The organism is Achromobacter kerstersii (assembly GCF_902859595.1).
GTDB lineage: Bacteria > Pseudomonadota > Gammaproteobacteria > Burkholderiales > Burkholderiaceae_B > Achromobacter > Achromobacter kerstersii.
On sequence record NZ_CADIJQ010000003.1, the window covers coordinates 88,139 to 100,421 of the forward strand.

Consider the following 12,283-nt stretch of genomic DNA (forward strand, 5'->3'; position numbering starts at 1 on the left):
ATAGAACAAAGCCTTACACCGTGTCTTTCAAGCCTGTCGTTGCCCTGGTCGGTCGCCCCAATGTGGGGAAGTCGACCCTTTTCAACCGCCTGACGCGATCGCGCGCCGCGTTGGTGGCCGATTTTTCCGGCCTGACCCGCGATCGCCATTACGGTGAGGGCAGGGTAGGCGATATCCCGTTCATCGCAATCGATACCGGCGGTTTCGAGCCGGTCGCGAAAGACGGCATCCTGCTCGAAATGGCCCGCCAAACGCGGCAGGCCATCGCCGAAGCCGATGTCGTGGTGTTCCTGGTGGACGCCCGCGCCGGCCTGAACGCGCATGACCACGAGATCGCCCAGTTGCTGCGCAAGTCTGGCCAGCAACGCGTGCTGCTGGCGGTGAACAAGGCAGAAGGCATGGGTCTTGGCCCCGCCATCTCCGAGTTCCACGAACTTGGTTTGGGTCAGCCCTATCCGATTTCGGCCGCGCACGGCGACGGTATTGTCGACCTGATCGAACTGGCCTTGAAAGATCTGGCCGAGCCGCCCGCCGAAGAAGAGCCGTTTGACGAAGATCACGCTGAAGGCGAACACGATCACCGCATCAAGCTGGCGATTGTGGGCCGCCCGAACGTCGGCAAGTCGACGCTCATCAACACGTTGATGGGCGAAGAGCGCGTGATTGCGTTCGACTTGCCCGGCACGACGCGCGACGCCATCGAAATCGATTTCGACCGCGATGGCCGCCGCTACACGCTGATCGACACCGCCGGCCTGCGCAAGCGCGGCAAGGTGTTTGAAGCCGTCGAGAAATTCTCCGTCATCAAGACCTTGCAGGCCATCGAGGCCAGTAACGTTGTGCTGCTGATGCTGGACGCGCACACCGAAATTTCCGAACAAGACGCCCACATCGCGGGCTTCGTGCTGGAAACGGGCCGTGCCGTGGTGGTCGCCATCAACAAATGGGACGGCCTGGACGGCGAAGCAAAGGAACGCATCGAACGCGAATTCCAGCGCAAGCTGCGCTTCCTGTCGTTCGCACGCATGCACACCATTTCGGCGTTGCGCGGGCAGGGCATCAAGCCGCTGTTGAAGTCGATCAATTCGGCGCACGCCGCGGCATTCGCCAAGCTGTCCACGCCGAAGCTGACGCGCGAACTGCAAGCCGCCATCGAGCAGCAGCAGCCGCCGCGCAAGGGCATTTTCCGTCCGAAGATGCGCTATGCGCACCAAGGCGGGCAAAATCCGCCGCTGGTCGTCATTCACGGCAACGCGCTGGACGCCATCCCCGATTCGTATCGCCGTTATCTGGAAACGCGTTTCCGCAATGCGTTCGATCTGGCCGGCACGCCGTTGCGCATCGAATTCAAGTCTTCGCACAACCCCTACGCGCAGGAAAGCTGATCCATGAGCCGTTTCTGGAGTCCCGTGGTCGGGACGCTCAGTCCGTATGTGCCGGGCGAGCAGCCCAAGCTTCAGAACCTGGTCAAGCTGAACACCAACGAGCATCCTTACGGGCCGTCGCCCAAGGTGCTCGATGCGATCCGTGCAGCTTGCGACGATACGCTCAAGCTGTATCCCGATCCCTCGTCAGACCGTCTGCGCCAAGCGATTGCGTCGACGGTTGGCGTTGAGCCGGGCCAGGTGTTTGTGGGCAACGGTTCGGACGAGGTGCTGGCGCACGTCTTCCTGGCGTTGTTGAAGCACGATCGTCCGCTGCGTTTCCCTGACATCACGTACAGCTTCTATCCGGTCTACTGCGGCCTGTATGGCGTGCAGTACGAAACGCTGCCGCTGACCGCAGATTTCCGCATCAACGTTGATGACTACCTGCCGGGCGCAAACGGCGCGGCGGGCGCCATCATCTTCCCGAATCCCAATGCGCCCACCGGCCGCGCGCTGAGCTTGGCGGAAGTCGAGCGCATCGTCGCCGGCAACCCCGACGCCGTTGTCGTCGTGGACGAGGCCTATGTGGACTTCGGCGGCGAATCGGCGGTGGGCCTGGTCGCCCGTTACGACAATCTGCTGGTTGTGCAGACCTTGTCGAAGTCGCGCTCGCTGGCCGGGCTGCGCGTGGGTTTCGCGGTAGGCAGCGCTGAGCTCATTGATGGGCTCGAGCGGGTAAAGAACAGTTTCAACTCCTACCCCATTGATCGCCTGGCATCGGCCGGCGCAGTGGCGGCGCTGGAAGATACAGAGTACTTTGAGAAGACTCGCCAAGCCGTGATCGAAACCCGATCGCGGATGACGGCAGGCTTGGAGTCGTTGGGGTTTGAGGTGTTGCCGTCGGCTGCGAATTTCGTGTTCGCGCGGCACCCCTCCGAAGACGCTGCAGGTTTGGCCGCCGCCTTGCGCGAGCGCAGCATCATCGTGCGCCATTTCCGTCATGCGCGCATCGATCAGTTTCTCCGCATTACCGTGGGCACGGATGAGCAGGTTGACCTGCTGTTGAAGGGGCTCGCGGAGGTCCTGCAAGGGTAAGCTTCAGGGGCTTTTCAGCTTGAAATCTCTGGTGTCACTTTTGCTTCCGGGTCAAGTAGCACGGCCCGGGAAAACCCTGTAGAGTACGTGTTTCGGTGTGCTCCACCAGTACAAAAAAGCACACCACCACTCAATAACAAACAAATGGAGCCTGGCCAATGAGCAATAAAGGGCAAACTCTGCAAGATCCGTTCCTGAACACGCTGCGCAAGGATCATGTGCCCGTGTCGATTTACTTGGTGAACGGTATCAAGCTTCAAGGGCAAATCGAATCTTTTGATCAGTACGTCGTGCTGTTGCGCAACACGGTCACGCAAATGGTTTACAAGCACGCCATTTCCACCGTCGTTCCCGCCCGCGCCGTTAACTTTCAGGTGGAAGTCCCTGCTGAGTAATCTCGCTCCAGATGTACCTTTTATTGCCCGCCAGACGGTAAACGTCGGCGGGCATTTTCGCTTTGGCTCCAATATGGTGCATGTATGCGCGCTCTGATTATCAGCGTTGATCTGGGTGATCCAGACTTCGCGGCCCATGCCGAAGAATTCGCCATGCTGGCCAAGGGCGCTGGCGCGGAAGTCGTCGGCACCCTGACTGCCCGTCGAGACCGTCCCGACGCCAAGTTCTTCATCGGCTCCGGCAAGGCAGACGAGGGCGTGGCAATGGCGCAAGCCTTGCTGGCCGACATCGTCCTGTTCGATCAACCCTTGTCGCCGGCCCAGCAACGCAACCTTGAACGCGTCTTCAATCTGCGCGTGGTGGATCGTGTCGCGCTCATTCTGGATATCTTCGCGCTGCGTGCAAAAAGCCATGAAGGCAAGTTGCAGGTCGAGCTGGCGCAATTGCAGCATCTGGCCACGCGTCTGACACGCATGTGGAGTCACTTGGAGCGTCAGCGCGGCGGTATCGGCATGCGCGGCCCGGGTGAATCCCAGCTTGAAATGGACCGCCGCATGATCGGCGCCAAGGTCAAGACGCTGCGCGAGCGGCTGGATCGCGTCGAGCGCCAGCGCACGACCCAGCGCCGCGCGCGAGCGCGTGGTGGTGCGCTGTCGGTATCGCTGGTGGGTTACACCAACGCCGGCAAGTCAACGCTGTTCAATGCGCTGACCCGCGCGGACAGCTACGCCGCCGACCAGCTTTTCGCGACGCTGGACACGACCACTCGCCGCATCTGGATCGAAGGAGCCGGGTCCGTCGTGGTGTCGGATACGGTAGGATTCATCCGCGATCTGCCTCACGGCCTGATCGCCGCATTCCGGGCGACGCTGGAAGAAACCGTGCATGCGGATTTGCTGCTGCATGTGGTCGACGCGGCCAGCCCCCAACGCGACGAGCAGATTTTCGAAGTCAACAAGGTCCTCGCTGAAATCGGCGCCTCCGCGATTCCAACCATCCTGGTCTACAACAAGATTGACCGGGCTGGATTGGAACCCCGAGTGGAGCGCGATGCACATGGTACGATTGCGCGAGTATTTGTAAGCGCCACCGAGCGCGCCGGTTTGGACGCGTTGCGCGGGGCAATTGCGGAGACCGGACAGATTGTGGGAAACAATGCCGCGAATTATCAAACTCTTCAATCTGAATGACCCCGGCTGGGGTCGTGGGAATAACAATGGCTCCGAGCCGCCGCCGAAGCGGCCTCAAGGCAATGGAGACGGCCCACCTGACCTGGACGAAGTCTGGCGCGATTTCAATAATCGCATCGGATCGCTGTTCGGTCGCAAGGGCGGTGGCGGTGGCAATAACCGCCCCAACAACCGTGGCGGCATGACGCCGCCTTCGCCGCGTGGCGCGCGCATCGGTCTGGGCGTCATCGCTCTGGTCGCGGCGGGTGTCTGGCTGGCAAGCGGCTTCTATATCGTGCAAGAAGGCCAGGTCGCGGTTGTGACCCAATTCGGCAAATACAAGAGCACGTCGCAAGCCGGTTTCCAGTGGCGCTTGCCGTACCCCATTCAAAGCCAGGAAATCGTGAACGTGTCGCAACTGCGCACGTTTGAAGTCGGTTTCCGTGGCGGTTCGCGCAACAAGGTGCTGCCCGAGTCGCTGATGCTCACGACGGACGAGAACATCGTCGATATGCAGTTCGTCGTTCAGTATCGTCTGCGTGCCGATGGCGCGCCGGACTACCTGTTCATGACGCGCGACCCGGACGAATCCGTCCGCCAAGCCTCTGAAACGGCAATGCGCGAAGTCGTGGGCAAGCAGTCGATGGACTTCGTGCTGTACGAAGGCCGTACGACGGTGGCCACCCAAGTGCAGGCGCTGATGCAGCAGATTCTGGACCGCTACCAAAGTGGCGTGCAGGTCAGCACCGTCGCCATCCAGAACGTGCAGCCGCCCGAACAGGTGCAAGCCGCGTTCGATGACGCCGTCAAGGCCGGTCAAGACCGCGAGCGCCAGATCAACGAAGGCCAGGCTTACGCCAACCAGGTTGTGCCGCTGGCCAGTGGTCAGGCGTCCCGCATGACCGAACAAGCTGAAGGTTACAAGGCCAAGGTCGTGGGTGACGCGCAAGGTAATACGTCGCGCTTCACCAGCATCCTGGGCGAATACGAAAAGGCGCCGCAAGTCATGCGCCAGCGTATGTACCTGGAAAGCATGCAGGACATCTTCACGCGCGCCAGCAAGGTCATGGTTGACACCAAGAGCAACAACAACATGTTGTACCTGCCCTTGGACAAGATCATGCATCTGGCCGCTCAAGACGCCAGCAAGTCCAATGTCGGCAACCCGGGTTCGCCTGCGTTGATCAGTCCGCCGGTTCAGCCGCCGTTGCGTGGCAATGCCGTTCCGGCGCCTCAGTCTTCCGGCAGCAGCAATAGCAACACGCTGCCTCGCGACCGTACGTCGCGCTAACCCGGAGGAGTCCTGATCATGCAACGTTTTATGCCCATCCTGGTCGGCCTGCTCATTGTGCTGGCTGCCCTGTCTTCCTGCGTCTTCGTCGTGCGCGAGCGCGACTACGCCCTGGTGTTCTCGCTGGGTGAAGTGCGCAAGACCATTAGTGAACCCGGCCTGTATTTCAAGGCCCCGCCGCCGTTCCAGAATGTCGTGACGCTCGACAAGCGCATTCTGACCATCGAAACCAACGAAGCCGAACGCATCCAGACTTCTGAAAAGAAGAACCTGCTGATCGATTCCTACGTGAAATGGCGTATTGCGGACCCCCGCCAATACTACGTTTCGACGGGCGGCAACGAGCGCGTGGCGCAAGAGCGCCTGCAAGCGCTGATCCGCGACGCGCTGAACGCCTCGGTCAACGTGCGTACCGTGCGTGACGTGGTCTCGACCGAACGCGACAAGATCATGGCCGAGATTCTCACCAACGTAGCCAAGCGCGCCGAGCCTCTGGGCGTGCAGATCGTTGATGTGCGTCTGCGCCGTATCGAGTTCGCGCCCGAGATTTCGGAGTCGGTGTATCGCCGTATGGAAGCGGAGCGTACGCGCGTCGCCAACGAGCTGCGTTCCATCGGTGCCGCCGAAGGCGAAAAGATCCGCGCTGAAGCCGACCGCCAACGCGAAGTGATCGTGGCCCAGGCCTATGCCAAGGCCCAGGGCATCATGGGTGAGGGCGATGCCGCTGCGGCAGCAATCTACGCTCAGGCCTATGGCAAGAACCCGCAGTTCTACACGTACTACAAGAGCCTGGAAGCCTACCGTGCTTCGTTCTCGAAGCCGGGTGACGTGCTGGTGGTCGACCCCAGCTCCAGCTTCTTCCAGTTCATGAAGGACCCGGCTGGCGATGCGCTGGCGCCCGTTACCGTGCCGGCCAAGTAATTGCCGCGCGTGTAGCAGGACAAAAAGCCCCTTGGATATCCAAGGGGCTTTTTACTGGTGCGGCGACGGATGCGGTGCCCCTGTCAGGGCAACCAGGGACAGTTCTCCGCCACCATAATCCCGGCTGGCGCTGGCCGCTGACTCATGTACAATACCGCGTAAGCTAGAAAACATTCCGCAGCGGCTGAGCGGGCTTACGCCCCCTCAGCCGCTTTTTCGTTTGGGCGACGCCCACGCATCACTTGGCGTTATTCAGGTAAACATTCATGGGTAACTGGTTGCTGCCCGAGAGCCTTGCCGACGTACTTCCGGCAGAGGCCCGGCGCATCGAGGAATTGCGCCGCGAACTTCTCGATTTGTACCGTACTTACGGCTTCGAGCTGGTCGCGCCGCCCCTGGTCGAATACATCGATTCATTGCTGTCCGGCACCGGTAGCGATCTGGATCTGCGCACGTGCAAGCTGGTCGACCAGCTGACCGGCCGCACGCTTGGCGTGCGGGCGGACATGACTCCTCAGGTCACGCGCATTGATGCGCACTTGTTGAACCGCGCTGGCGTGACCCGCCTGTGCTATTGCGGCAACGTGCTGCACGCCCGCCCGGCGGACTTGCTGTCCAGCCGTGAGCTGTTGCAGATCGGTGCCGAGATTTACGGTCATGCCGGTTTTGAAGCCGATCTGGAAATCATCCAGCTCGTGCTGGAAACGGTGGCGATTGCTGGTGTTCGTAACCCCCGTCTGGACTTGTGCCATCCGGGTGTGGTTCGCGCCATCGTCGAATCCGACCCGGCGGCTGTGGCCCTGGCTGAAGACGTCATCCGCCTGTTGCGCGAGAAAGACGTGCCGGGGCTGGGTGAATTGGCCGCGCGTGCACCTGGCATGCGCGCAGAAACGCTGAAGGCGCTGCAGTTGCTGCCGAATTTGTATGGCGGCCCTGAAGTGCTGAAGAATGCTCGGCGCGACCTGCCGTTGCTGCCGGGTGTGGCGGCGGCGCTGGACGCCTTGCAGGTGGTGGTGGATGCGATGCCGAATGTCGCGTTCGGTGTCGATCTGGCCGACGTGGGTGGCTATGGCTACCATTCTGGCGTGAAGTTCGCGCTGTACGCGGAAGGCTGGCACGACGCCCTGGTCAGTGGCGGCCGCTATGACGACGTCAGCCGTGCATTCGGCCGGGCGCGTCCCGCCACCGGCTTCAGTCTGGATTTACGCAAACTGGCGGCAGGTTTGCCGCCAGCGGAACGGGCGCGTGCAGTTCGTGCGCCCTGGGGGCAGGCCCCCGCCTTGACCGAGGCGGTTCGCCGTCTGCGCCGGTCAGGGGAAATTGTCGTTCAGGTATTGCCCGGTCACGAGCAGGATCAGGACGAATTCGTTTGCGATCGCGAGCTGGCGCTGCAAGATGGCGCCTGGACGGTCAGAACGCTGTGACTAACTCCCTCTTGGAAACGAGAGGGCCGCGGGGAGATTTCCGGATTTCCCGAGAAACTCGATATTGATTCGTAACATGAGCAAGAACGTAGTCGTAATCGGCACCCAATGGGGTGACGAGGGCAAAGGCAAGATCGTCGACTGGCTGGCGGAATCCGTCCAGGGCGTGGTGCGCTTCCAAGGCGGTCACAATGCCGGCCATACGCTGTGGATCAATGGCAAGAAGACGATTCTTCGCCTGATCCCGTCGGGCATCATGCATCCCGGTGTCACCTGCTTTATCGGCAACGGCGTTGTGCTGTCCCCGGAAGCCCTGCTCAAGGAAATCGAAGAGCTGGAAGCTGCCGGTCTGGACGTGCGCTCGCGCCTGCAGATTTCTGAAATCTGCCCGCTGATCCTGCCTTACCATGTCGCCATCGACAAGGCGCGCGAAGCTCGCAAGGGCGACGGCAAGATCGGCACGACCGGTCGTGGCATCGGCCCGGCATACGAGGACAAGGTCGCCCGCCGCGCGCTGCGCGTGCAAGATCTGTTCAATCCCGAGCTGTTCGACGAGAAGCTCGCCGAAGTGCTGGATTACCACAACTTCGTGCTGACCCAGTATCTGGGCGCCGAAGCGGTTTCGGCCAACGAAGTGCGCGACCAGGCCATGGCTTTGGCTCCGGCCATCGCGCCGATGGTCAAGGACGTGTCGAGCAATCTGTACGCCATGCAGCAGGAAGGCAAACGCATCCTGTTCGAAGGTGCGCAGGGCGCTTTGCTGGACGTCGATCACGGCACGTACCCCTTCGTCACCAGCAGCAATTGCGTGGCTGGCGCGGCGTCGGCCGGTGCTGGCGTGGGTCCGCAGCAACTGGACTACGTCCTGGGTATCACCAAGGCCTACACGACTCGCGTCGGTTCGGGCCCGTTCCCGACCGAACTGGTCGACGAAATCGGTACCCGTCTGGCCACCATCGGCAAGGAATTCGGTTCGGTCACGGGCCGTCCGCGTCGTTGCGGCTGGTTTGATGGCGCTGCCCTGAAGCGTTCGGTTCGCCTGAACGGCATTTCCGGTCTGTGCATCACCAAGCTGGACGTGCTGGACGGTCTGGAAACCATCCAGTTGGGTGTTGGCTACCGTGTGAACGGTGAGTTCCGCGACGTGCTGCCTTACGGCGCCCACGCTGTGGCTCAGGCTCAGCCGGTACTGGAAGAGCTGCCGGGCTGGTCGGAATCGACCGTTGGTATCACCGAGTACGACAAGCTGCCCGAAGCGGCTCGCCGTTACCTGGAGCGCGTGGCCGAAGTTTGCGGCGTGCCGATCGACCTGGTGTCGACTGGCCCTGACCGTAACGAAACCATTGTCCTGCGTCATCCCCTGAAGGGCTGATCGGGTTATTATTCCAAAGGCCGCCGCCGGTCTCATACCGGCGGCGGCCTTTTCGTATCTTTAAGCAGGAGATGCTTGCGTATGAGCACGCCGACCAATGATGACAGCCATCTGTGGGTGACGTGGGACGATTACAACCGCTTGATCGAACGCCTGACGTTGCAGGTGCATCAGTCGGGATGGAAGTTCGACAAGATTCTGTGTCTGGCGCGCGGCGGTATGCGCGTCGGCGATGTGATGTCCCGTATTTTTGATGTGCCGCTGGGTATCTTGGCCACGAGCAGCTATCGCGAAGCAGCCGGCACCAAGCAGGGCGACATGGATATCGCCCAGTTCATCACTATCACGCGCGGCACGTTGTCCGGGCGGGTGTTGCTGGTGGACGACATGGTCGATACCGGTAAAACCTTCAGCAAGGTCTATGACCACCTGAAGCGCCAGTTTGCCGACATCACGGAGCTGCGCAGCGCCGTGTTGTGGTGGAAGGGGCATTCCCAGGCAACGCCCGACTACTACGTCGAGAAACTGCCCACGAATCCCTGGATTCACCAGCCGTTTGAAGACTACGACAGCCTGCGTCCGCATCAGCTGGAAGCCTGGATTCGCAAGGGCTCGCAGAGCTGAGTCCGGCGGGTTAAGGGAGGGGCGTTTGGTCGCCTAGGCGCCAAGTGTCCCTCCCAGTAGTCAAACTATGCATGACCATGCTAGAATCGCTGGTTATCGCTAAACCGAACTTGGCTTGTTACTCTTTGGGTAGTCTTTGGGTAACGGAAACAGCCAGCGCAATTCGTTGCGCCGCCCAAGGTCCCCGTTCCGCGATCATCGCGGACCTGGGTCTAACCTAGCGCGGCGTTGCTGGTAAGCAAGCCAGGTTTGTCATCAACTTTTGTTACCCTACAAGCAGGCCAATCACTTTATGCCTATCGTTCGACTGAAGGAAAACGAACCGTTTGAAGCCGCTCTGCGTCGCTTCAAGCGCACCATCGAAAAGACCGGTTTGCTCACCGAGCTGCGTTCGCGCGAGTTCTATGAGAAGCCCACGGCTGAGCGCAAGCGCAAGCATGCTGCCGCTGTGAAGCGCCACTACAAGCGCATCCGTAGCCAACAACTGCCCCCGCGCCTGTATTGATTTTTGATTCCCGAATCTATTGATTCCAGAATCATTCATCCAGGATCTACTCGCCCGAGTCGACGTCGTCGACGTAGTCGGGCGATATGTGCAGTTGCGAAAGGGTGGGGCCAACTTGCTTGGCCTATGCCCCTTTCATAACGAAAAAAGTCCGTCATTTACTGTCAGCCCCACCAAGCAGTTCTATCACTGCTTCGGCTGTGGAGCACACGGCAGTGCCATCACTTTTCTGATGGAACATACGGGTACCAGTTTCCCCGAAGCCGTGCGTACGCTCGCGGCTTCGGCGGGAATGACGGTTCCCGAAGAAAATCGTAGTCCACGCCAGCAACAGGAATCCGCGCGCCGCAAGGCCGAGGAGTCTCGTCACACGCAGGTGCTGGATGCCGCTCAGGCGCATTACCTGAAGCAGTTGCGTGCATCGCCCGCGGCGATCCGCTATCTGAAACAGCGTGGCCTGACTGGCGAAATTGCGGCGCATTTCGGCCTGGGTTGGTCGGGCACCGACCGCCACGGCTTGTCGCAAGTTTTCCCAAATTATGAAGACCCCACTTTGGTGGAGTCCGGCCTTGTCATTGAGTCCGAAGACGGGCGTCGTTACGACCGTTTCCGTGAACGTGTCATGTTTCCGATCCGCAATGCGCGAGGAAGCCTGATCGGGTTCGGCGGACGCATCATCGGCAAGGGCGAGCCCAAGTACCTGAATTCCCCCGAAACGCCTCTGTTCTCCAAGGGCCACGAACTCTATGGTTTGTGGGAGGCTCGCCAGTCCATCCGGCAGGAAGGGCAGGTGATCGTGGTCGAAGGCTATATGGACGTCGTCGGGCTGGCGCAGCAAGGCATTGCCAATGCTGTCGCCACGCTGGGCACCGCCACTACCCCTGACCACGTGAAGAAGCTGCTTCGCACAAGCGACAAGGTGATCTTCAGTTTCGATGGGGACGGAGCCGGGCGGCGAGCGGCCTGGCGTGCCTTGCAGGCTTGCCTTCCCGTGTTGCGCGATGACATCGCGATCCGCTTCCTGTTTTTGCCCTCGGAGCATGACCCGGATTCTTATGTGCGCGAGTTGGGCGCCGAAGCGTTCCGGGCTTGTCTGGGCGATGCGGTCGCGCTGTCGCGCTTCTTGCTGGATGAATTGGCGTCGCGGCACAACATGAACGAGGCCGAAGGGCGGGCAAGCTGCCTGCACGAAGCCAAACCCCTGTTGGCTGCCATTCCCGAGTGCGCGTTGCGCGTGCAGATCGAGCGGGAGATGGCCAAGCTGGTCCAACTGACGCCCGAAGAAATGTCGCAGATTTTGGCCCAACAGCCGGCCAAGCCCTTTGCGCCGGCGCCTGCGGCCAAGCCTGCGCAGGGTGATGTGGCGCCCGCCACGGGTTCGGCAGGGTCGGATCATGATGGCGGTTACGCAGACATGGGCTACGACTTTGCCGGTCATGACTTCAGCGACATCCCCGCCGACGAGCCAGATTACGCCGACTATGGCCATTTCCCGTCTCAAGGCGGGCCATCAGCAGGCGCAGGCGGCGGTCAGCGCGCGGGTGGCAAGCCGGAATGGAAAGGCAAGAGCGATTGGAAGGGCAAAAGCGACTGGAAGGGCAGCAAGGGCAACTGGAAGGGACGCCGCGATAACGACGTCGGCGGTTTCGAAGGGCGCCGTACGATGCCGTCGTTGGCAAAGCGCTTGCTGGGATTGTTGCTGGCGCACCCGGAATTAGTGGATTCCATGGGGGATCAGCAGCTTGAAGTTATCGACCATGGCCCTCATCTAGGATTAGTAAGAGACTTGATCATGCTGGCGCAGTCCAGCGGTGCGCGCCATGTGGGCGCGTTGCTCGAGGCCGCGGAACCTGATTCGGACTTGGCCACGGTGCTGAAGGGCTTGCGGGCCGATATCCTGTCGCAGGAAGACTTGCCCGACCCCCAGACCGAGTGGGATGACGCCTTGCGGCGGATTGAGTTCGACTCAGCCAAGCTCGAAGTGGCGAAGCTGGCGGCAGAGGGATTGGCGACCGACGAGGCGCGCAAGCGCTACCTGGAACTTTCCAGCCGATTGGCCGTGCTGAAGGGTGCCGGGATACGTTAAATGCGCTAAAATTAAAGGTTGTCCGCTTGCCGG

At 61.0% G+C, this 12,283-nt stretch carries 11 protein-coding genes; all 11 read left to right on the forward strand.

Annotated elements, in window-relative coordinates; translation table 11 throughout:
- Window positions 1-20 precede the first annotated feature (20 nt).
- The 11 genes from der (at window position 21) to dnaG (ending at window position 12,250) form a co-directional block, all read left to right on the forward strand.
- Window positions 21-1,385 (forward strand): ribosome biogenesis GTPase Der, encoded by a 1,365-nt coding sequence (gene der, locus HV765_RS11835; RefSeq protein WP_054427449.1) that lies wholly within the window; start codon window positions 21-23, stop codon window positions 1,383-1,385.
- Window positions 1,386-1,388: 3 nt separating this feature from the next.
- Complete coding sequence (hisC, locus tag HV765_RS11840) at window positions 1,389-2,462, forward strand: histidinol-phosphate transaminase (RefSeq protein ID WP_054427450.1); 1,074 nt, start codon at window positions 1,389-1,391, stop codon at window positions 2,460-2,462.
- A 158-nt stretch (window positions 2,463-2,620) separates the two neighbouring features.
- Entirely contained in the window at window positions 2,621-2,857 is a 237-nt protein-coding gene (gene hfq, locus HV765_RS11845) for an RNA chaperone Hfq (protein ID WP_006218585.1), read from the forward strand.
- An 84-nt stretch (window positions 2,858-2,941) separates the two neighbouring features.
- Window positions 2,942-4,048, forward strand: coding sequence for a GTPase HflX (hflX, locus tag HV765_RS11850; protein WP_054427451.1), 1,107 nt, complete (start codon window positions 2,942-2,944; stop codon window positions 4,046-4,048).
- On the forward strand, window positions 4,014-5,318 hold the full coding sequence (hflK, locus tag HV765_RS11855) for an FtsH protease activity modulator HflK (RefSeq protein ID WP_054427452.1): 1,305 nt from the start codon (window positions 4,014-4,016) through the stop codon (window positions 5,316-5,318). The genes hflX and hflK overlap by 35 nt, the downstream gene beginning before the upstream one ends.
- A gap of 18 nt (window positions 5,319-5,336) precedes the next feature.
- A complete protein-coding gene (gene hflC / locus HV765_RS11860) occupies window positions 5,337-6,239 on the forward strand; it encodes a protease modulator HflC (RefSeq protein WP_054427453.1) in 903 nt (300 codons plus the stop codon).
- 266 nt (window positions 6,240-6,505) lie between these two features.
- The gene (locus HV765_RS11865; RefSeq protein WP_054427454.1) at window positions 6,506-7,663 is read left to right on the forward strand and encodes an ATP phosphoribosyltransferase regulatory subunit; all 1,158 of its coding nucleotides are present in this window, start codon (window positions 6,506-6,508) and stop codon (window positions 7,661-7,663) included.
- A gap of 76 nt (window positions 7,664-7,739) precedes the next feature.
- Window positions 7,740-9,035, forward strand: a complete 1,296-nt coding sequence (locus tag HV765_RS11870; RefSeq protein ID WP_054427455.1) for an adenylosuccinate synthase — start codon at window positions 7,740-7,742, stop codon at window positions 9,033-9,035.
- 81 nt (window positions 9,036-9,116) lie between these two features.
- Window positions 9,117-9,659, forward strand: coding sequence for a phosphoribosyltransferase (locus HV765_RS11875; RefSeq protein WP_054427456.1), 543 nt, complete (start codon window positions 9,117-9,119; stop codon window positions 9,657-9,659).
- A gap of 292 nt (window positions 9,660-9,951) precedes the next feature.
- Complete coding sequence (rpsU, locus tag HV765_RS11880; RefSeq protein WP_006218592.1) at window positions 9,952-10,164, forward strand: 30S ribosomal protein S21; 213 nt, start codon at window positions 9,952-9,954, stop codon at window positions 10,162-10,164.
- 19 nt (window positions 10,165-10,183) lie between these two features.
- A complete protein-coding gene (dnaG, locus tag HV765_RS11885; RefSeq protein WP_175169804.1) occupies window positions 10,184-12,250 on the forward strand; it encodes a DNA primase in 2,067 nt (688 codons plus the stop codon).
- The last annotated feature ends 33 nt before the right edge of the window (window positions 12,251-12,283 follow it).

Bases quoted from the DNA above. Each gene is read 5' to 3' on its own strand.
- hflX (WP_054427451.1), top strand. From the start codon at position 2,942: ATGCGCGCTCTGATTATCAGCGTTGATCTGGGTGATCCAGACTTCGCG.
- HV765_RS11875 (WP_054427456.1), top strand. From the start codon at position 9,117: ATGAGCACGCCGACCAATGATGACAGCCATCTGTGGGTGACGTGGGAC.
- hflC (WP_054427453.1), top strand. From the start codon at position 5,337: ATGCAACGTTTTATGCCCATCCTGGTCGGCCTGCTCATTGTGCTGGCT.
- hfq (WP_006218585.1), top strand. From the start codon at position 2,621: ATGAGCAATAAAGGGCAAACTCTGCAAGATCCGTTCCTGAACACGCTG.
- hisC (WP_054427450.1), top strand. From the start codon at position 1,389: ATGAGCCGTTTCTGGAGTCCCGTGGTCGGGACGCTCAGTCCGTATGTG.
- hflK (WP_054427452.1), top strand. From the start codon at position 4,014: ATGCCGCGAATTATCAAACTCTTCAATCTGAATGACCCCGGCTGGGGT.
- HV765_RS11870 (WP_054427455.1), top strand. From the start codon at position 7,740: ATGAGCAAGAACGTAGTCGTAATCGGCACCCAATGGGGTGACGAGGGC.
- HV765_RS11865 (WP_054427454.1), top strand. From the start codon at position 6,506: ATGGGTAACTGGTTGCTGCCCGAGAGCCTTGCCGACGTACTTCCGGCA.
- rpsU (WP_006218592.1), top strand. From the start codon at position 9,952: ATGCCTATCGTTCGACTGAAGGAAAACGAACCGTTTGAAGCCGCTCTG.